Source organism: Streptomyces sp. SudanB25_2051 (assembly GCF_964272635.1).
Taxonomy (GTDB): Bacteria; Actinomycetota; Actinomycetes; order Streptomycetales; family Streptomycetaceae; genus Streptomyces.
Genome location: NZ_OZ186787.1, coordinates 4660770 through 4680933 on the forward strand (window position 1 = coordinate 4660770; position 20164 = coordinate 4680933).

Here is a 20164-nt window from a genome sequence, read left to right on the forward strand (position 1 = left end):
CGTCACCGACCGGGGCGCGGCCACACCCGCCCGGACGCCCGCGGACCGAAGCACCCGCCTCGGGGCCGGAGCGCGACACGCCGCAACACGTGTGCTCCCCCGAGTGCGCCCCCCGTGCCCCGCGCGCCGTGCGCCATGGCCGCGCCCGGCGCCGTGGCACTACCGTCGGGACCGGACGACGGACGCATACCGTGGTGCGTCCGCCACTGTACGTATCTCCCCTGCGAAGGTGGAACACGTGAAGGCCATCCGTCGATTCACCGTCCGCCCCGTCCTGCCCGACCCCCTGCGACCCCTCAGCGACCTGGCGCGCAATCTGCGCTGGTCCTGGCACGCCGAGACCCGCGAGCTGTTCCAGGCCGTCGACCCCGAGGGGTGGCGCGCGGCCGGCGGCGACCCCGTACGGCTCCTCGGCACCGTCTCCGCCGCGCGGCTCGGCGAACTCGCCCGCGACCGCAGGTTCCTGCGCCGGCTGACCGCCGCCGCCGACGACCTCGACGACTACCTGCGCGGCCGCCGCTGGTACCAGAACCAGAGCGCCGGCGACGACACCGACGAGCCGCCCGCCGCCATCGCGTACTTCTCGCCCGAGTTCGGCGTCACCGCCGCCCTGCCGCAGTACTCCGGCGGCCTCGGCATCCTCGCCGGCGACCACCTCAAGGCCGCCAGCGACCTCGGCGTCCCGCTCATCGGCGTCGGGCTGCTCTACCGGCACGGCTACTTCCGCCAGTCGCTCTCCCGCGACGGCTGGCAGCAGGAGCACTACCCGCTCCTCGACCCCGCCGAGATGCCCCTGACCCTGCTGCGCCGCCCCGACGGCGGCCCCGTCCGCGTCGGCCTCGCCCTGCCCGGCGGGCGCTGCCTCCACGCCCATGTGTGGGTGGCGGAGGTCGGCCGCGTCCCGCTGCTCATGCTCGACTCGGACGTCGAGGAGAACGGCCCGGGCGAACGGAACGTCACCGACCGCCTGTACGGCGGCGGCAGCGAGCACCGGCTCCTCCAGGAGATGCTCCTCGGCATAGGAGGTGTCCGCGCCGTACGGGCCTACTGCGCCCTCACCGGCCACCCCGCGCCCGAGGTGTTCCACACCAACGAGGGCCACGCCGGCTTCCTCGGCCTGGAGCGCATCCGGGAGCTGACCGACCGGGGCACCGACTTCGACGCCGCCCTGGAGGCCGTGCGCGCGGGGACGGTGTTCACCACCCACACGCCCGTCGCCGCCGGCATCGACCGCTTCGACCGCGACCTGGTCGCCCGCCACTTCGGGCCCGGCGCCGAACTGCCCGCCGTGGACGTCGGCCGGATCCTCCAGCTCGGCCGCGAGACCTACCCCGGCGGCGACCCCAACGTCTTCAACATGGCGGTCATGGGCCTGCGCCTGGCACAGCGCGCCAACGGGGTCTCCACCCTGCACGGCGCCGTCAGCCGCTCGATGTTCGCCGGACTGTGGCCCGGCTTCGACCCGGAGGAGGTGCCGATCACCTCCATCACCAACGGCGTCCACGCCCCCACCTGGGTCGCCCCCGAGGTGCTGCGGCTCGGCGCCCGGCAGATCGGCGCCCACCGCGCCGAGGACGCCCTGTGCGTGGGCGGCTCGGAGCGCTGGGACGCCGTCGCGGACATCGACGACGCCGCCATCTGGGAGCTCCGCCGCGAGCTGCGCGAACAGCTCGTCCACGAGGTGCGGGCCCGGCTGCGCGCCTCCTGGCGGGAGCGCGGCGCGGGCGCGGCCGAACTGGGCTGGATCGACCAGGTCCTCGACCCGGACGTGCTGACCATCGGCTTCGCGCGCCGCGTGCCGTCGTACAAGCGGCTGACGCTGATGCTCCGCGACCGGGACCGGCTGCGCGAGATGCTGCTCCACCCGACGCGGCCCGTGCAGATCGTCGTCGCCGGCAAGGCGCACCCCGCGGACGACGGCGGGAAGCGGCTGGTGCGCGAGATGGTCCGGTTCGCCGACGATCCGCGCGTACGCCACCGCATCGTCTTCCTGCCGGACTACGGCATGGGGATGGCGCAGAAGCTGTACCCCGGCTGCGACGTGTGGCTGAACAACCCGCTGCGGCCCCTGGAGGCGTGCGGGACGAGCGGGATGAAGGCGGCGCTCAACGGCTGCCTCAACCTCTCCGTACGCGACGGCTGGTGGGACGAGTGGTACGACCCGGACTTCGGCTGGGCGATCCCCACCGCCGACGGGCCCACCACCGACGAGGACCGGCGCGACGACCTGGAGGCACAGGCCCTGTACGAGCTGATCGAGCAGCGGGTCGCACCGCGCTTCTACGACCGGGGTGCGAACGGGCTGCCCGAGCGGTGGATCGAGATGGTCCGCCGCACCCTCACCTCGCTGGGGCCCAAGGTGCTGGCGGGGCGCATGGTGCGGGAGTACGTGGAGCGGCTGTACACGCCGGCCGCGCGGGCGCACCGCGCCATGGACCCGGAGGCGGCGCGGGAGCTGGCCGAGTGGAAGGCGCGGGTCCGCGCCGCCTGGCCGGGCGTGGCCGTCGACCACGTGGAGGTGGACGAGACCAGCGAGGTCGCCGAACTGGGCTCGACGCTCGCCCTGCGGGTCCGGGTCACCCTCGGCGACCTGGTGCCGGAGGACGTGGAGGTGCAGGCGGTCGCGGGCCGGGTGGACAGCCGGGACGGCCTGGTGGACGCGCGGGCGTTCCCGCTGAAGCCCGCGGGCGGCGGCGGCCCCGACCAGCAGGGCCGGTGGACGTACGAGGGGCCGCTCACGCTGGACCGCACCGGCCCGTTCGGCTACACGGTCCGGGTGCTGCCCGCGCACCGGCTGCTCGCGGCAGGGGTGGACCTGGGCCTGGTGGCCCTGCCGGCCGAGTCGGCGGCGGACGGCGCGGGAGTGCTGCTGCGCTGAGCGGTGCCCCGGGGCCGTGACCGGTCCGGCGGGTGCGGCCGCCCGGGCCGTCGCCCCCTCCCCACGCGGGGGGCGACGGGCCCGGCGCCCAGCCTGCCGCCCCTCCCCGTGCCGGGGCATCGTCCTGCGGTCCCGGTCCGCATCGGCCACGGGACGGACCCGGCACCGGTACCGGAGGAGGAGCCCGGCCGGCCCCCGCCCGTTCCACGGCCGTGCGCACGGGTGAGGCCGCCGCCCCGGAGGGCGGCGGCCTCGTGGCCTTGCCGGGCCTTGCGGCCCTCCCGGCTTACGGGAAGGTCAGCTTGAAGCTGTTGATGTAGCCGGTGTCGTAGCGGGCCGTGTCCTGGACGCGGAGCTTCCAGGTGCCGTTGGCGACCTCGCTGGACGCGTTGACGGTGTAGGTCTCCTGGACGTTGTCCGCGGAGTCGCTGCCGCTGGCGCTCTTGAGCCGGTACGCGCTGCCGTCGGGGGCGATCAGGTCGACGACCAGGTCACCGCGCCAGGTGTGGACGATGTCCACGCCGACCTTGAGGGTGCTCGGCGCGTTGCCGGTGACGCCGGTGACGTCGACGGACGAGGTGACGGCCGCGCCCGCGTCCGGGATGCTCACGTCGGCCGTGTTCTCGAAGACCTTGCCGGGCTCGCCGGGGCCGCCGCCGCCGGGGCGGGCGCCGACGTTGACGCCGGCCCAGGCGTGCTCGACGGCCAGCACCTCGGGGCTGCCCGCCCCGTACAGCTCGGTGGCGACGGCGACCGTACCGGCGCGGGCGCCCGCGTAGTTGGTGGTGCTGGTGAACTTGGTGGTGAGCGCCTTGAACCAGATCAGCGCGGCCTTGTCGCGGCCGATGCCGGTGACGGGCAGGCCGTCGGAGGTCGGCGAGTCGTAGTTGACGCCGTTGACGGTCTTGGCGCCGCTGCCCTCGGAGAGCAGGTAGAACCAGTGGTTCGCCGGGCCCGACGAGTAGTGCACGTCGACGCTGCCGATGCCGGAGTACCAGTAGTCCTTGGAGGAGCCGTCCTTGCTCGGCTTGTCCATGTAGCGCAGCGGCGTGCCGTTGCCCCGGATGTCGATCTTCTCGCCGACCAGGTAGTCGCCCGGGTCCTTGGCGTTGTTGGCGTAGAACTCGACGGCGGCGGCGAAGATGTCGGACGTCGCCTCGTTCAGGCCGCCGGACTCGCCGCTGTAGACGAGCTTCGCGGTGACGGAGGTCAGGCCGTGGGTCATCTCGTGCGCGGCCACGTCGATGGACGTGAGCGGCTTGGCGTTGTTGGCGCCGTCGCCGTACGTCATGCAGAAGCAGCTGTCCTGCCAGAACGCGTTGACGTAGTTGTTGCCGTAGTGGACCCGCGAGTACGCGCCGACGCCGTCGCCCCGGATGCCGGAGCGGCCGTGCACGTTCTTGTAGTAGTCCCAGGTGAGCGCGGCGCCGTAGTGGGCGTCGGCGCCGGCGGTCTCCATGTTGGCCGGGGTGCCGTCGCCCCAGGTGTCGTCGGCGCCGGAGAACAGCGTGCCGGTGCCGGAGGAGCCGCGGTTGAGGTTGTACGTCTTGTGGCTGCCGCGCGCCGTGTCGGTCAGCGTGTAGGAGCTGCCCGACTGGGCGGTGCCCAGCGTGACCTGGCCGCTGTACATGGTGTTGCCGGTGCCGTTGTGGACGGCCTGCCACTCGTACAGCTTCTCACCGGTGGTGGCGTCCGTGACGACGTGCAGCTCGTTGGGCGTGCCGTCGTGCTGGAGGCCGCCGACGACGGTCTCGTACGCGAGGACGGGCTTGCCCTCGGCGAGCCAGACGACCTTGCGCGGGGCGCGCTCCGCCTCCGTGGCCTTCGAGCCCTCGGTGCGGGCCGCGGTGAGCGCCTGGCGCTCGGCCGCCGCGGGGGCGACGTCGGCGGTCGTGTCGACGTTCTTCAGCTCCGCGCGGGACGCCTTGGCGACGCTCTCGGTGCGGCCCGAGGCGTTCTCCGTGACCAGGAGGTCGCCGCCGAGGACCGGCAGCCCGGCGTAGGTCCGCTCGTAGCGCGTGTGGGTGGTGCCGTCGCGGTCCTGGACCACATCGCGGACGACGAGCTTCTCCTGCGCGCCGAGGCCGAGTTCCTTCGCCTTCGCGGCCTTCTCGGCGTCGGCGGCGCGGATCAGCGCGGTGCGCTGGGCGGGGGAGAGGTCGGCGGGCAGCGAGCCCGGATCGGCCTGTGCGGCGGCCTGGCGCTGGGGGGCCGGGTTGCCCCATCCGTCGGCGGTGGCGGAGCCGGTCTGGACCCCTACGGCGAGCATGGCGGCGGCGGCGATCAGGGCACCGGTCGCGGTCGCGCGACGGGATGGCGTGGATCTCACGCGGAACTCCTTTGCGAGGGGGGTACCGGGGGCGGGGTGGGCCCTCGGGCGGTGCAAACAGAGCTGGCGGAGCGTGGTGCGCAGAACGGGGGAAGAGTGGCACCGCCCGACCGCACATGTCAGGAGCGCGTCAAAAGATTGGCCGGAAATCGTCCGTTGCGTGGAATTCCAGGTCCGTTAAACGGACGTCAACGCGGTGTGAACGAGGCCAGGGCGTTCCCCGCCCGGAAGAGGCGTCACACGGCCGGGCGGCGGACCGGGCCGGACGGGGGCGCTTCGCGGCTGGACGCGGTGCGGGACCGGGCCCGGACGGGGGTCGGGCGCGGCCGGGACCGGCCCCCGGACGCGGGCGCGGCCGCGCCCCGCCCGGCGGGGGCCCCGGCGGCCGGGCGGGGCGGGGCGGAACGCGTACGACGGAGGGGCCGGGCGGTCGTTTTCCGCCCGGCCCCCGCGGTGACCGACCCCTGCCCGGCGGGGGCGTCCGGCAGGGTGCGGGCGGCCGGCGCGGGCGACCCGGCAGGCGCCGGGCGCCCGGCCCTGTGGTCTCAGCCGGCCGGCTCGTCGTCGAACGACGTCGCCCGGGTCCGCTTCTCCCACGCCGTCACCTCGGAGCGCACCTCGTCGAGGTGGCCGAGCACCGCCGTCACCCCGTCGTCGCCCAGCGGCAGCCGCAGCGGCGTCTCGTCCGCCGCGAGCGCGGCCAGGATCAGCGCCGCCGCCTTCGCGGGGTCGCCCGGCTGCCGCCCGGCACCCTCGGCGATCATGCGCCGGGTCGCCCCGACGGTCCCGGCGTACACCTCCGACTCCGCGCTCGCGCTCGCCCCGTCGAACAGCGACGTACGGAACGCGCCCGGCTCCACCACCAGCACCTTCACGCCGTACTCCCGCACCTCCTGCGCGAGCGCCTCCGACATGCCCTCCAGCGCGAACTTGGTGCCGCTGTACGCCGAGAACCCGGCGAACGACATCTGCCCGCCCATGCTGCTCATCTGCACCACGGCCCCCGACCGCCGCTCGCGCATATGCGGCAGCACCGCCCGCACCAGCGCGGCCGGGCCGAAGACGTGCAGGTCGAACAGGGCCCGCAGTTCGGCGTCGGTCGTCTCCTCGAACGCCCCCACATGGGTCCGGCCCGCGTTGTTGACCAGCACGTCGATCCGCCCGTGCCGGGCCACCGCGTCCGCGACGACCGCCTCCACCGCCGCCGTGTCCGTCACGTCCAGCCGCACCGCGTGGACCTGGTCCGGATGCGCCGCGACCAGGTCGTCCAGCGCCTCCGGCCGCCGGGCGGCGCCCACCACCACGTCCCCCTCGGCGATCGCGGCCTCGGCGATCGCCCGGCCGAACCCGCTTGTCGCACCCGTGATCAGCCACACCTTGTGCACAACGGTCCCTCCCGTTTCTCCTGTGCCAACCATCCTGCCGCACAAGGGAGTTGATGTCCGGTGATTCCTCCCGGCAGCGGACGGGGAGGGCGGAGCGGGAGCAGGGCCGGGGCGAGGCGGAGCGCCCGAAGGCACCCGGCCGCTCCCGGGGCGGCGCGGCGAGGCAACCCGCACCGTCCGTATCCGGTCCTCCCGTACGACGTACGACACCGAGGGGACGGGTTCCACCAGTGGCAGCAGCGACCAGTCCGGCACCACGACGGCGACGGCGACGGCGATCCGACGGGCCGGCGGCCGGACGGGAGGCCCGCCGATGAGCCCCTGGCCGCCCGCGCGGCCCGTACCGCTGTGCGTACTGCGCCCCGGCCGCGAGCCGCGCGTCGAACACGGCCACGACCCGGCGCTGTTCGTGGAGATCGGCTCGCTCACCAAGGTCCTCACCGGCACCGCCCTGGTCCGCATGGCCGCCGCCGGGCTCCTCGACGTGGACGACCCGGTCGAGCGCTGGCTGCCGGCCGCGCCCGCCTGCGGCATCACCCTGCGGCACCTGATGGACCACACATCCGGTCTGCCCCGGCTGCCTCCCGGCATCGGCGGGGCGAGCCGCGACCCGTACGCCCCCTTCACCGACGAGGCCCTCACCGGGATGCTGCCCCGCCTCGACCGGCTGGCGGCCCACCCGCCGGGCCGCCACACCGCGTACTCGAACTTCGGGTACGCGGTGCTGGGCGCCGCCCTGGTGGCCGCCGCCGGCCGCCCGTACGGGGAGCTGCTGCGGGCGCATGTGCTGGAGCCGCTGGGCGTCGCCGGCGAGGTGGCCGTCGCGCCGCCCGCCGGCCGGTCCCTGCGGGCGCGGGGCCGGTTCGGCCGGACGCTCGCCGGGTGGACGATGGACGGGGCAATCCTGCCGGCCGGCGGACTGTGGGCGACGCCCCGCGCTCTGGCCTCGGTGGTGAGCGGACTGCTGGTGGAGCGGCGCCTCGGCGAACCCGCGACCGCCTGGCAGCGCGCCGACCGGCTCCTCTGGCACAACGGCGCCACCCGGCACGCCTCCGCCTTCGCCGGGGCCCGCACCGACAGCGGCGACTGGGTGCTGGTGCACCGGCTCGGCGGCCGCCCGGAGGACACCGACCGGCTCGGCGCGGCGCTCCTCACCGAAAACCGCTCGCCGGTGGAGGAAGCCCCGCCCTACGGTGATCGGTGACACCCCGTGACCCCGAAGGAAGCAGCCCCGCCATGAACGCGACCACCACCCTCTGGCGCCCCACCGGCCCCGAGGAGCTGGAGCTGGTGCGCGCCGCCGACTGGCGGGCCTGGCCGCCGCGCCTCCCCGAGCAGCCGATCTTCTACCCGGTGCTCAACGAGGACTACGCGATCCGCATCGCCCGCGACTGGAACGTGCGGCACAGCGGCGTCGGCCACGTCACCCGCTTCGAGGTCGACACGGCCTTCGTCTCCCGCTACCCCGTACGGCAGGCGGGCGGCGAGACCATCCTCGAACTGTGGGTGCCGGCCGAGGAGCTGGAGGAGTTCAACGCCCACATCGTCGGCCGCATCGAGCTCGTCCACACCTTCCGCTGACGGCGGCGCACGGCGAGGCGGGAGGGCCGCGCCCCGCGCCTCCCGGCCCGCGTGCCGGGGTCCGTACGCTGCTCCCCATGGACGAGGGCATGAACGACGGAACTCCCGGCACCAGCAGGCGCGCCATGGTGCTCGGCACGGTGCTGACGCTGCTGTCCGCCTGGGCGATCGCCGCGGGCAACACCGCCATCGCCTACGCCGCGCTCGGCCACGAGGTCATCCCGATCGCGACGGGCGTCCTGTTCAGCTTCGCGTTCCTGATCGCCCTGCGCGTCCTGCACCAGGCGTGGTGGCTGACCCTGCTGGCGGCCCTCCCCGCGCTGCTGGTCGTCGTCGGCTCCGTCGAGTACGCCCCCGACGCGGCGCTCGAACGGCGCGGCGTGCGCGAGCGCGTCGTCATCAGCGCCGACGAGGCGCGGGACTCCGGCGGCCCCCACCGCTTCACCCTCGTCGGCGCGAACGGCCCGCTCGACGAGCGGCTGGAGTACCGGGGGGACGCGCCGCCGTACGGGGTGGGCGACCGGATCGAGATCATCCGCGACCCGGAGGGCGCCGTGCCCCTCGCGGAGGCCGGCAGCGTCGACTCACGCGGCATGCGCACCAGCCTCGTCGCCGGCGTCACCGCCTGGACACTGATGGTCCCGATCGCCGGCTGGCGCGGCCACGCCCAGCGGCGGGCCCGCCGCGAACCCCTCCTGGAACGCCTCGGCATCATGTGACCCGGGCCCGCGCCGGCCACCGGCCGGGGCCGCCGCCGCGTCCCGCGCGGAGCCACCGGCCGGGCCCCTCCGCGTCCCGCGCGGCGGCCCGGCTCAGCCGACCAGGCTCTCCCGCCATGCCCGGTGGAGACCGGCGAAGCGGCCGTCGCCGGAGATCAGAGACTCCGGCGGCCCGTCCTCGACGATCCGGCCGCGCTCCATCACCAGCACCCGGTCGGCGATCTCCACCGTGGACAGCCGGTGGGCGATCACCACCGCCGTACGGCCGCGCAACACCGTGTCCATCGCCCGCTGCACGGCCCGCTCCCCGGGGATGTCCAGCGAACTCGTCGCCTCGTCCAGGATCAGCACCCCCGGGTCGGCGAGCAGCGCGCGGGCGAACGCCACCAGCTGCCGCTGGCCCGCCGAGATCCGCCCGCCGCGCTTGCGCACGTCCGTGTCGTACCCGTCGGGCAGCGCCGCGATGAAGTCATGGGCGCCGATCGCCTTCGCCGCGTGCTCGATCTCCTCACGCGTCGCGTCGGGGCGGCCCACGGCGATGTTTTCCGCGACCGTCCCGGAGAACAGGAACGCCTCCTGCGTCACCATCACCACGCCCCGCCGCAGCTCCGCCGTGGTCAGCTCCCGCAGGTCCACGCCGTCGAGGAGGACGCGCCCCCGCGACGGGTCGTAGAAGCGGGCCAGCAGCTTGGCCAGCGTCGACTTGCCGGCGCCCGTCGAACCGACCACCGCCACCGTCTGCCCGGCCGGGATCGCCAGATCGAAGCGCGGCAGCACCTCGCCGCCCGTGCGGTAGCCGAAGCTGACGCCCTCGAAGACGACCTCCCGTCCCGGCGCCCCGGCCGGCCGGGGCGGCAGCTCCCGCGCCGCCTCCGGTTCCGGCTCGGGCACCGTGGGCCGCTGCGCCAGCAGCCCGGCGATCTTCTCCAGGGACGCGGCGGCCGACTCGTACGCGTTGAGGAACATCCCCAGCCGGTCGATCGGGTCGTACAGCCGCCGCATGTACAGCACGGCCGCGGCCAGCACGCCCAGCGCCAGCGTGCCGTCCGCGACCCGGTAGGCGCCCCACAGCACCATGCCGGCGACCGCGGTGTTCGCCACCAGCCGGGAGCCCACCACATAGCGGGCCATCTCCAGGATCGCGTCGCCGTTGCGCCGCTCGTGGTGGTGGTTCAGCGCGCCGAACACCTCGTCGTTGGGCCGCTCGCGGCGGAACGCCCGCACCGGCCGGATGCCGTTCATCGTCTCGGCGAACTTCACGATCACCGCCGCGATCGCCGTGGACCGCGCGCTGAACGCCACCGACGCCCGCCGCCGGTACAGCTGCACCAGCAGGTACAGCGGGACGAACGAGGCCACCGCCACCGCGCCGATGCCCCAGTCCAGCCACAGCAGGATCAAGGAGATGCTGACGAACGACAGCACCACGTTGATCAGCTCCTGGAGCCCCTCGCTCAGCAGCTCCCGCAGCGACTCGACATCGGTCGTCGACCGGGAGATGAGCCGCCCCGACGTGTACCGCTCGTGGAAGTCCACGCTCAGCGCCTGCGCGTGCCGGAAGATCCGCCCCCGCAGGTCCAGCAGCACGTCCTGGTTGACCCGCGCCGACGCGCCGATGAAGCCGTACTGGAACAGCCCGGCGCCCAGCGCGCACAGCCCGTACCCGACGGCCACCGCCACCACCGGCCCGTGGTCGCCCTGCCGCAGTGCGGGCACGGCACGGTCGATGGCGTACGCGACGAGCAGCGGGCCCGCCTGCACCGCCGCCTGCTGGAGGAGGAGCAGCAGCGCCGACAGCGCCACCCACGCCCGCCTGGGCGCCAGCAGCGAACGCAGTAGCGCGCCCGTGGCGCCCTTCGGCGCGGGCAGCGCGTCCCGGTCGAACGGGTCCCGGTCGTCCGGCCCCCCGCCGCCCGCGGCCTTCGCGGCGTACGGGTCCTCCCCGGACGCCTCGCGCCGGTCGTCCAGCGCCTGGTCCTGAGCCGTCATCGCTTCCCGTCCTCCCCGCCCGGCGTGTCTGCCGCGCCCGACATCAGCCACGCGTACTCGGCGCTGGTCCGCAGCAGCTCCTGGTGCGTCCCGACCGCCGCGATCCTGCCCTCCGACAGCAGCGCCACCCGGTCGGCGAGCAGCACCGTCGAGGGGCGGTGCGCCACCACCAGCGCGGTCGTGTCCCGCAGCACCTCCCGCAGGGCGGCCTCCACCAGCGCCTCCGTGTGCACGTCCAGCGCGGACAGCGGATCGTCCAGGACGAGGAACCGCGGGCTGCCCACCACCGCGCGGGCCAGCGCCAGCCGCTGCCGCTGGCCGCCCGACAGGCTCAGCCCCTGCTCGCCCACCTCGGTCGCGGCGCCCTGCGGCAGGTCGGCCACGAAACCGGCCTGCGCCACGTCCAGCGCCCGTCGCAGCTCCGCGTCGCCCGCCTCCCCGCCGGCGCCCATCAGCACGTTGTCCCGGACGCTCGCCGAGAACAGCGTCGGCTCCTCGAACGCCACGGACACCAGTGACCGCAGCCGCTCGCGGGGCATCCGCGCGATGTCCTCGCCGTCGAGGAGGATGCGGCCCTCCGCCAGCTCGTACAGCCGCGGCACCAGCGCCGTCAGCGTCGTCTTGCCCGAGCCCGTCGCGCCCACCAGCGCCAGCGTCTCTCCCGGCCGGATGCGCAGGTCCACCCCGCGCAGCACCGGCGGGGAGTCCTCCGGCGCGTCCGGGTAGCGGAAGACGACGCCCTCGAACACCACCCCGCCGAGGTCCCCGCGCCCCGGCGCCTCGCCCTCAGGCGCCGGGCGGGCGGCGGCCGGACCCGCGGCGGCGAAGTCGGCCGGCTCCTCCGCCTGGTCCATCACCTCGAAGTACCGCTCCGTCGCCGTCGCCGCCTCCTGGCTCATCGCCAGCAGGAAGCCGATGGACTCCACCGGCCACCGCAGTGCCAGCGCCGTCGACAGGAACGCCACCAGCGTCCCCGCCGACAGGTCGCCGTCCGCCACCTGCACCGTGCCCAGCACCAGCGCCGCCCCGATGGCCAGCTCCGGGACGATCGTGATGAACGCCCAGATGCCCGCCAGCAGCCGCGCCTTGTGCAGCTCCGTGCCGCGCAGCCGCTCGGCGAGCACCCGGAACACGCGCGCCTGGCTGCGGTGCCGTCCGAAGCCCTTCACGACCCGGATGCCGAGCACGCTCTCCTCGACCAGCGTCGTCAGGTCGCCCACCTGGTCCTGCGCCCGCCGCGCCGCCTTCGAGTACCGCGCCTCGAACATGGAGCAGCCCACGATCAGCGGCACCACCGGCACCAGCAGCAACAGCCCCAGCGACCAGTCCTGCGCCAGCAGCACCACGAAACCGGCCAGCACCGTCACGCCGTTGACGAACAGGAACGTCAGCGGGAACACCAGGAACATCCGCAGCAGCGACAGATCCGTCGTCCCGCGCGACAGCAGCTGACCCGAGGCCCACCGGTCGTGGAACGCCACCGGCAGCCGCTGCAGCCGCCGGAACAGATCGGCGCGCAAGGCCGCCTCCACCGCCGTCGACGGCCGCGCCACCAGCCAGCGCCGCAGCCCGAACAGCAGCGCCTCGGCCACCCCGAGGCCCAGCACCGCGAAGGCGCCCAGCCACACGCCGTCCGGGTCCCGGTCGGCGACGGGCCCGTCCACCATCCACTTCAGGACGAGCGGGATGACCAGGCTCAGACAGGACGCCACCACCGCGATGACGGCCGCCGTGAGGAAGCGCCCCCGCACCGGCCGCAGGTACGGCCACAGCCGCAGCAGCGAGCGCACGGAGGAACGCTTGGGGGCGTCGGGACGCGAGGGGGCGAGAGCGGAGGCAGACATCAGGACCGAGATTAGGGTTCACCACTGACATCGCTCACATGGTTTTCGGCCGAACGCCCCGCCGTTCACCCGCCGTCTCAGGACACCACCCGCCACAGCAGCGCCGACCGCGCCGGCACCGTCACCGTCGCGCCGCCCCGGCACACCTCGCCGGGCTCCTCGGCCTGCTCCTCCCGCGAGGTGTCGACGACGAGCTCGTACTCCTCCGCCCACGGCGGCCCCGGCAGCCGGTGCTCCAGCGGTCCGTCACCCGCGTGGAGGATCACCAGGAAGCTGTCGTCCACGATCGCCCGGCCCCGCTCGTCGCGCCCGGGGATGTCCCGCCCCGACAGGTAGAAGGCGATCGTCCGCGCCGGCGCGTACCAGTCGCCCTCCGTCATCTCCGCGCCCGCCGCCGTGAACCAGGCCAGGTCCCGCAGCCCGTCCGCGCCCTGCGGCCGGCCCGAGAAGAACGCCCGCCGCCGCAGCACCGGATGGGCGTGGCGCAGCGCCAGCAGCCGCCGGGACAGCGCCAGCAGCTCCCGCGCCCACGGCTCCTCCAGCAGCGACCAGTCCACCCAGCCGATCTCGTTGTCCTGGCAGTAGGCGTTGTTGTTGCCGCCCTGCGTACGCCCCATCTCGTCGCCCGCGACGAGCATCGGCACGCCCGTGGACAGCAGCAGCGTGGTCAGCACGTTGCGGATCTGGCGGCGGCGCAGCGCGCCCACGGCCTCGTCGTCGGTCTCGCCCTCGGCGCCGCAGTTCCAGGAGCGGTTGTCGTTGGTGCCGTCCCGGTTGTCCTCGCCGTTCGCCTCGTTGTGCTTGCGCTCGTACGACACGAGGTCCCGCAGCGTGAACCCGTCGTGCGCGGTGACGAAGTTGACCGACGCGTACGGGCGGCGCCCGCCCCACGCGTACAGGTCGCTGGACCCCGACAGCCGGTACCCCAGGTCCCGTACGTCGGGCAGGGCGCCGCGCCAGAAGTCCCGCACCGCGTCCCGGTACCGGTCGTTCCACTCCGTCCACAGCGGCGGGAAGGCGCCCACCTGGTAGCCGCCGCTGCCCACGTCCCACGGCTCGGCGATCAGCTTCACCCGCCGCAGCACCGGGTCCTGGGCGATCACCGCGAGGAACGGCGAGAGCATGTCCACGTCGTGCATCGACCGGGCCAGCGCCGCCGCCAGGTCGAAGCGGAAGCCGTCCACGCCCATCTCCGTGACCCAGTAGCGCAGCGAGTCCGTGATGAGCCGCAGCACCTGCGGCTGCACGACGTGCAGGGTGTTGCCGCAGCCGGTGTAGTCGGCGTACCTGCGGGCGTCGGGCTGGAGGCGGTAGTACCCCCGGTTGTCGATGCCGCGCAGCGACAGCATGGGGCCCAGCTCGCCGGCCTCCGCCGTGTGGTTGTAGACCACGTCGAGGATGACCTCGATCCCGGCCTCGTGCAGCGCCCGCACCATCCGCCGGAACTCCCCGACCTGCTGCCCGCCCGTGCCGGTCGCGGCGTACGCGGCGTGCGGCGCGAAGTAGCCGATCGAGTTGTACCCCCAGTAGTTGCGCAGCCCGCGCCGCAGCAGATGGTCCTCGTGCGCGAACTGGTGGACGGGCAGCAGCTCCACCGCCGTCACACCGAGCCGTACGAGGTGCTCGACCGCCGCCGGGTGCGCGAGCCCCGCGTACGTGCCGCGCAGCTCCTCGGGGACGCCGGGGTGGCGCTTGGTGAAGCCCCGCACGTGGAGCTCGTAGATGACGGAGTCCGCCCACGGCGTCTTGGGCCTGCGGTCGTCGGCCCACTCGTCGCCGGGCGCGTCGTCGTGGACGACGACGGCCTTCGGCACGTACGGCGCCGAGTCGCGGTCGTCGCGGACGGTGTCGGCGACGTGCTGGTCCGGCCAGTCCCGCACATGCCCGTACACCTCGGGCGGCAGCCGGTCGAAGTCGCCGTCCACCGCGCGCGCGTACGGGTCGAGGAGCAGCTTCGCCGGGTTCCAGCGGGCGCCGGTCCACGGGTCCCAGCGGCCGTGCACCCGGTAGCCGTACCGCTGGCCGGGCCGCACGCCCGGCACGAAGCCGTGCCAGATCTCGTGGGTCAGCTCGGTCAGCGGCACCCGCGTCTCGGTGCCGTCCGGCGCGAACAGGCACACCTCGACGGCCTCGGCGCCGCCCGCCCACAGCGCGAAGTTGGTGCCGGCCGCCCCGTCCGGGCCGGTACGGAAGCGGGCGCCCAGCGGGGTCGGCGACCCCGGCCAGACGGCCGGCGGCGGCAGCGGCGACGCCGTGCCCGCGCCGGCGCCGGGACCCGTGTGGGTCACCGCCCGCCCGGTGCGCCGTAACCCGTCCGGGCCTGTGCGGCGCACCTCCGGGGGCGTGTCCGGCACGCCTCCCGGCACGGCGCCGTGAAGGGCGCCCTGAACTGGCCTCTGCTCGGCTGCGCTCGACACCTGCCGGCCTCCCGCGGCTCGTCCGGCGACCGGCCCGGGGCACCCGACTGCCCCGCTCCGGTCCTCCCCGTGTTCTGCCCGGACTGCCCGGCTCCCAACATGGGCGCGCCCGACACGACCCGTACAGACGTTTCCCCCGCCCCGGCCCGTCGTTGGACGAACCGTGAGAATCGTAGGGAAACGGGCAGGGCTCGGCATCGCGGCGGCGATGGTCTGGGCGGTGATGGCGGGTCTCTCCGGGTGCGGCGCGGGCGGACCCTTCGAGGGCCTCGGCGGCTCCGGGAAGGGCGCGGCGGCCCGCGAGGCGGACACGATCCGGGTGACCCCGCGGGACGGGGCGCGCGGTGTGCCGCCGGACGGCCGGCTGGAGGTGCGCGTGCCGGACGGGCGGCTGGAGTCCGTACGGGTGCGCCGGGTGCAGGACGCGGAGCGGGCCGAGGTGCCCGGCGCGGTGGCGCCCGACGGCCGGAGCTGGCGGCCGAGGCCGGGGACGCGCCTCGCGCTCGCCGCCAAGTACGCGGTGGACGCGGTCGCCGTGGACGGGGAGGGCCGCCGCTCGGCGCGGCACACGACGTTCGCCACGCTCGTGCCGGAGAGCCGCTTCATCGGGTACTTCGCCCCCGAGGACCGCGCCACGGTCGGCACCGGCATGATCGTCTCGTTCCGCTTCAACCGGCCCGTCCACGACCGCGCCGCCGTGGAGCGGGCCATCCGCGTCACCGCCGACCCGCCCGTCGAGGTCGCCGGCCACTGGTTCGGCGCGCAGCGCCTCGACCTGCGGCCCGAGCGGTACTGGCGGCCCGGCACGCGCGTCACCGTGGACATGCGGCTGCGGGACGTGGAGGCGGCGCCCGGCGTGTACGGCGTCCAGCAGCGGACGGTGTCCTTCACGGTGGGCCGCTCGCAGGTCTCCCGCGTCGACGCGGCGGCGCACACGATGGAGGTGCGGCGCGACGGCCGCCTCCTGGCGACGCTGCCCGTCACGGCCGGGGCGCCGAAGACCACCACGTACAACGGCAAGATGGTGGTGACCGAGCTGTACGAGGTGACCCGGATGAACGGCGCCACGGTCGGCTTCAAGGACGCGAGCGGCAAGAGCGAGTACGACATCAAGGACGTGCCGCACGCCATGCGGCTCACCGAGTCGGGCACCTTCCTGCACGGCAACTACTGGGCGGAGCCGTCCGTGTTCGGCGCCTCCAACGTGAGCCACGGCTGCGTCGGGCTGCGGGACGTCAAGGGCGGCAGCGCCGAGTCCCCGGCGGGCTGGTTCTTCGACCGGACCCTGGTCGGCGACGTCGTCGAGGTCGTCAACTCGCGCGACCGCACCGTGGCCCCCGACAACGGCCTGGGCGGCTGGAACATGGGCTGGCGCCGCTGGAAGGCCGGTTCGGCCCTGCGCTGACGCCGCGCACGCGGGCCGCCCCCGCGCCCGTCGCCCGCCCCGTACGGGTCGCCCCCGCGCCGTCGCCCGCCCCGCGCGGGCCGGCGTCCCGGACGTCCCTCGCGCCGCGTCAGGCACCCCCCGGCACCGGAAAGTTGCCATGTGAACGAGTTGGGACCGAACGGTGACAATCCGGTGTGCGCGGTGCCGCCTCCGGTGTGATTATCTAGCGCGGTGCGCGCGGGTGCAGCGCGCGGGGGTGCAGGCCACGGCGTTGCCGGGGGCCGTGCGAGGGGAGTGTTCATCGTGAAGGGGCAGCCGATATCGGGGGCGTCGGCCGGGGTCGCCACGCGAGGCCGGCGGGGCCGGGGCAGGGGGCCGCTGGCCGTCGTCGCGGGAACGCTGCTGCTGCTCGTCACCGCGTGCGGTGGCGGGGGCTCGGCGGAGGACGGCAAGAACGCGCCGGGCAAGAACGGCTCCGGCCAGGTGGCGAACGCCGCGTCCGAGGCCGTCGTCACCATCACGCCCAAGGACGGCGCCGAGTCGGTGGCGACCAGCGGCGCGCTGAAGGTCACCGCGGAGAAGGGCAAGCTGGCCACGGTCACCGTCACCGACACCAAGGGCCGCCCCGTCGAGGGCACCCTGTCGGCGGACGGGGCGAGCTGGCAGCCGGTCAGGCACCTGGCGGCGGCGACCCGGTACAAGGTGCACGCGGTCGCCAAGGACGCCGCGGGCCGCGAGTCGGCCAAGGACACGACGTTCACCACGCTCGTCCCCAAGAACACGTTCATCGGCCAGTACACGCCCGAGGACGGCCAGACCGTCGGCGTCGGCATGCCGGTGTCCATCAAGTTCTCCCGCGGCATCACCGACCCGGCGGCCGTGGAGGCCGGCATCAAGGTGACGGCCACCCCCGCCGTACGCGTCGAGGGCCACTGGTTCGGCAACGACCGCCTGGACTTCCGCCCGGAGAAGTACTGGACGCCCGGCACCAAGGTGACCGTCGAGCTGAACCTGGACGGCGTCGAGGGCCGCCCCGGCGTCTACGGCAAGCAGGCCAAGAAGTTCAGCTTCACCATCGGCCGCAGCCAGGTCTCCACCGTCGACGCGAGCGCCAAGACGATGACCGTCGTCCGCGACGGCAAGACCATCAAGACGATCCCGATCACCGCGGGCGCCCCGTCCACCACCACGTACAACGGCCAGATGGTCATCAGCGAGAAGTACAAGGTGACCCGGATGAACGGCGCGACCGTCGGCTTCGGCGGCGAGTACGACATCAAGGACGTGCCGCACGCGATGCGCCTGTCCACCTCGGGCACCTTCGTCCACGGCAACTACTGGGCGTCCCCGGGCACCTTCGGCTCGGCCAACGTCAGCCACGGCTGCGTCGGTCTGCGCGATGTGCGCGGCGCCTACGACGGGTCGACCCCGGCCGCCTGGTTCTACGACAACTCCCTCATCGGTGACGTGGTCGTCGTGAAGAACTCCAAGGACAAGCAGATCCAGCCGGACAACGGCCTCAACGGCTGGAACATGCCGTGGTCGGAGTGGATCAAGTAGCCGAACGGCGAATTCCGCCCCAGGGGACCGGTGCTGTGACCAACCGCACCGGTCCCCGAGCCGTTAACGGCGGCTAACCTGCCCCGTATGACAGTGACTCTCGAAGTTTCCGCGGGCGTCGGCACCATCCGCCTGGACCGCCCCCCGATGAACGCGCTGGACATCGCCACCCAGGACCGGCTCAAGGAACTGGCCGAGGAGGCCGCCGGCCGCGACGACGTGCGCGCCGTGGTCGTCTACGGCGGCGAGAAGGTGTTCGCGGCCGGCGCGGACATCAAGGAGATGCAGGTCATGGACCACGCGGCCATGGTGCTGCGCGGCAAGGCCCTCCAGGACTCCTTCACCGCCGTCGCCCGCATCCCCAAGCCCGTCGTCGCCGCGATCACCGGCTACGCGCTGGGCGGCGGCTGCGAGCTGGCGCTGTGCGCCGACTTCCGGATCGCCGCCGACAACGCCAAGCTGGGCCAGCCCGAGATCCTGCTCGGCCTCATCCCCGGCGCCGGCGGCACCCAGCGCCTCGCCCGCCTCGTCGGCCCCTCCAAGGCCAAGGACCTCATCTTCACCGGCCGCCACGTCAAGGCCGACGAGGCACTGGCGATCGGCCTGGTCGACCGGGTCGTCCCCGCCGCCGAGGTGTACGAGCAGGCCCACGCCTGGGCCGCCAAGCTCGCCCAGGGCCCCGCGCTCGCGCTGCGCGCCGCGAAGGAGTCGGTCGACGCCGGGCTGGAGACGGACATCGACACGGGCCTGGCCATCGAACGCAACTGGTTCGCCGGCCTCTTCGCGACGGAGGACCGCGAGCGCGGCATGCGCAGCTTCGTCGAGGAGGGCCCGGGCAAGGCCAAGTTCGTCTGAGCCTCGGCCCCAGCCTCCGCCTCGGGCCGCCGGCCGCCGGGGCGGTTGGGCAGCCGAGACGACTGGGGCGACCGGGGTGGTCCGGGCTACCGGGGTGCCGGGGGAGGCCGTACGGGCCCTCCCGGCACCTCCGGCCCCCTTCCGGCCCCTTCCGCGCCCCCTCCCAGCGCCTCCGGGCCGAGCACGTGCCGGGCCCGAAACCCCTGCCGGGGGAATTCCCCCGTCCGAGTGGTTTAAGGCCCCCTCAGGGAACCGTTAAGGCGCCCTAAGTCGGCCATCCGCGGCGCCGCGGCGGCCCCCTCCTCCCTCGCAGGTCAGGCGGGGTGCGACGGTTTTCCGATGCCTCCGGCATATGCCCTCGGCGGCACCCGGAGGCGCCGGTGCCGCGGACGCGATTCCCGCGGAACCGCCCCGCGGGCCGCGCCGGACGGCCATGATGGTGCGCATGGCGGGGCTGGATGGTGTGGAGCGACCGTGGGAGCACGGCGGGGCCACCGCGGCGAGATGGGTACCCTCCGCGGATGACGAACAGGCCCTCAAGGCCCTGGAGATGTACGGCGATCCGAGCGTCGACGAGGTGCGCCTGCCCTCCCGCCCCGAGTCCGCCGCGATCGCCCGCCGGCTCGCCCAGATCGTCGTCATGCGGACCTGGGGCCTCGGCCCGCAGATCGCCGAGGACGTGATCCTCCTCGTCTCCGAACTGGTCGGCAACGCCGTGCGGCACACCGGCGCACGGGCGTTCGGGTTACGGATGACCCGGCGGCGGGGTGGCCGGATCCGGGTGGACGTCCGCGATCCGTCGCGCGGTCTGCCCTGTCTGATGCCGGTACGCCCCCTGGACGTCAGCGGCCGGGGGCTGTTCCTCGTGGAGAAGCTGTCGGACCGCTGGGGCGTCGACCTGCTGCCGCGCGGCAAGAACACCTGGTTCGAGATCCGCGTCACCGACCGCTGAGCCACCCGCCCGGACGCGGGCCGGATACGCCAGAAGCCCCCTGTCGCCGTGATGGGCGCGCGGGGGCTTCTGAGGGAGCGCCGCGGACGAAAAGGGGTGTGTCCGACAGCGCTGTCGACGACCTGGCCCGGGTCGAGGGGGTCGTGGAACCGACTATGGCAGACAGGCGGCCTTGCCGCCAAACCGTCGATCGCCATCAAAGCACCCCACACCGGACATCCGTCCAACATTTCCAAGGTGAAGTGAACAACAAGCCTGGCAAAGCATG

At 74.3% G+C, this 20164-nt stretch carries 13 protein-coding genes; 8 read left to right on the forward strand and 5 right to left on the reverse strand.

Annotated features, from left to right (window positions below; genetic code table 11):
- Positions 1–238 precede the first annotated feature (238 nt).
- Positions 239–2878, forward strand: a complete 2640-nt coding sequence (glgP, locus tag ACSUPT_RS21075; protein ID WP_361658527.1) for an alpha-glucan family phosphorylase — start codon at positions 239–241, stop codon at positions 2876–2878.
- Between the two features lie 286 nt (positions 2879–3164).
- Here glgP and ACSUPT_RS21080 read toward each other — a convergent pair whose 3' ends face one another.
- Positions 3165–5207, reverse strand: coding sequence for a M4 family metallopeptidase (locus tag ACSUPT_RS21080; RefSeq protein WP_351967816.1), 2043 nt, complete (start codon positions 5205–5207; stop codon positions 3165–3167).
- Positions 5208–5752: 545 nt separating this feature from the next.
- On the reverse strand, positions 5753–6592 hold the full coding sequence (locus tag ACSUPT_RS21085; RefSeq protein WP_351966820.1) for an oxidoreductase: 840 nt from the start codon (positions 6590–6592) through the stop codon (positions 5753–5755).
- Positions 6593–6905: 313 nt separating this feature from the next.
- Between ACSUPT_RS21085 and ACSUPT_RS21090 the strand changes: the two genes are divergently transcribed.
- The 3 genes from ACSUPT_RS21090 (at position 6906) to ACSUPT_RS21100 (ending at position 8892) form a co-directional block, all read left to right on the forward strand.
- A complete protein-coding gene (locus ACSUPT_RS21090) occupies positions 6906–7796 on the forward strand; it encodes a serine hydrolase domain-containing protein (RefSeq protein WP_436945268.1) in 891 nt (296 codons plus the stop codon).
- Positions 7797–7828: 32 nt separating this feature from the next.
- Positions 7829–8173, forward strand: a complete 345-nt coding sequence (locus ACSUPT_RS21095; RefSeq protein WP_351966818.1) for a hypothetical protein — start codon at positions 7829–7831, stop codon at positions 8171–8173.
- 77 nt (positions 8174–8250) lie between these two features.
- Positions 8251–8892 (forward strand): hypothetical protein, encoded by a 642-nt coding sequence (locus ACSUPT_RS21100; protein WP_361658538.1) that lies wholly within the window; start codon positions 8251–8253, stop codon positions 8890–8892.
- 93 nt (positions 8893–8985) lie between these two features.
- Here ACSUPT_RS21100 and ACSUPT_RS21105 read toward each other — a convergent pair whose 3' ends face one another.
- From ACSUPT_RS21105 to glgX, 3 genes are all read right to left on the reverse strand, one after another.
- The gene (locus ACSUPT_RS21105) at positions 8986–10881 is read right to left on the reverse strand and encodes an ABC transporter ATP-binding protein (RefSeq protein ID WP_436945269.1); all 1896 of its coding nucleotides are present in this window, start codon (positions 10879–10881) and stop codon (positions 8986–8988) included.
- On the reverse strand, positions 10878–12725 hold the full coding sequence (locus tag ACSUPT_RS21110; protein WP_365724947.1) for an ABC transporter ATP-binding protein: 1848 nt from the start codon (positions 12723–12725) through the stop codon (positions 10878–10880). The genes ACSUPT_RS21105 and ACSUPT_RS21110 overlap by 4 nt, the downstream gene beginning before the upstream one ends.
- Before the next feature lie 77 nt (positions 12726–12802).
- Positions 12803–15013 (reverse strand): glycogen debranching protein GlgX, encoded by a 2211-nt coding sequence (glgX, locus tag ACSUPT_RS21115; RefSeq protein WP_436945270.1) that lies wholly within the window; start codon positions 15011–15013, stop codon positions 12803–12805.
- 292 nt (positions 15014–15305) lie between these two features.
- On the opposite strand from glgX, the gene ACSUPT_RS21120 reads away from it, so the two are divergent.
- The 4 genes from ACSUPT_RS21120 (at position 15306) to ACSUPT_RS21135 (ending at position 19896) form a co-directional block, all read left to right on the forward strand.
- Positions 15306–16547, forward strand: coding sequence for a L,D-transpeptidase (locus tag ACSUPT_RS21120; protein ID WP_436945272.1), 1242 nt, complete (start codon positions 15306–15308; stop codon positions 16545–16547).
- A gap of 285 nt (positions 16548–16832) precedes the next feature.
- Complete coding sequence (locus ACSUPT_RS21125) at positions 16833–18089, forward strand: Ig-like domain-containing protein (protein ID WP_436945273.1); 1257 nt, start codon at positions 16833–16835, stop codon at positions 18087–18089.
- Positions 18090–18176: 87 nt separating this feature from the next.
- Positions 18177–18944, forward strand: a complete 768-nt coding sequence (locus ACSUPT_RS21130; protein ID WP_023586458.1) for an enoyl-CoA hydratase/isomerase family protein — start codon at positions 18177–18179, stop codon at positions 18942–18944.
- Positions 18945–19389: 445 nt separating this feature from the next.
- Positions 19390–19896, forward strand: a complete 507-nt coding sequence (locus ACSUPT_RS21135) for an ATP-binding protein (RefSeq protein ID WP_351966812.1) — start codon at positions 19390–19392, stop codon at positions 19894–19896.
- Positions 19897–20164: the final 268 nt, after the last annotated feature.

What these genes read in the sequence shown, in the direction of transcription:
- ACSUPT_RS21130 (WP_023586458.1), top strand. Translation starts at nt 18,177, where the DNA reads ATGACAGTGACTCTCGAAGTTTCCGCGGGCGTCGGCACCATCCGCCTG.
- ACSUPT_RS21090 (WP_436945268.1), top strand. Translation starts at nt 6,906, where the DNA reads ATGAGCCCCTGGCCGCCCGCGCGGCCCGTACCGCTGTGCGTACTGCGC.
- ACSUPT_RS21105 (WP_436945269.1), bottom strand. Translation starts at nt 10,881, where the DNA reads ATGACGGCTCAGGACCAGGCGCTGGACGACCGGCGCGAGGCGTCCGGG.
- ACSUPT_RS21110 (WP_365724947.1), bottom strand. Translation starts at nt 12,725, where the DNA reads ATGTCTGCCTCCGCTCTCGCCCCCTCGCGTCCCGACGCCCCCAAGCGT.
- ACSUPT_RS21095 (WP_351966818.1), top strand. Translation starts at nt 7,829, where the DNA reads ATGAACGCGACCACCACCCTCTGGCGCCCCACCGGCCCCGAGGAGCTG.
- ACSUPT_RS21100 (WP_361658538.1), top strand. Translation starts at nt 8,251, where the DNA reads ATGGACGAGGGCATGAACGACGGAACTCCCGGCACCAGCAGGCGCGCC.
- ACSUPT_RS21135 (WP_351966812.1), top strand. Translation starts at nt 19,390, where the DNA reads ATGGCGGGGCTGGATGGTGTGGAGCGACCGTGGGAGCACGGCGGGGCC.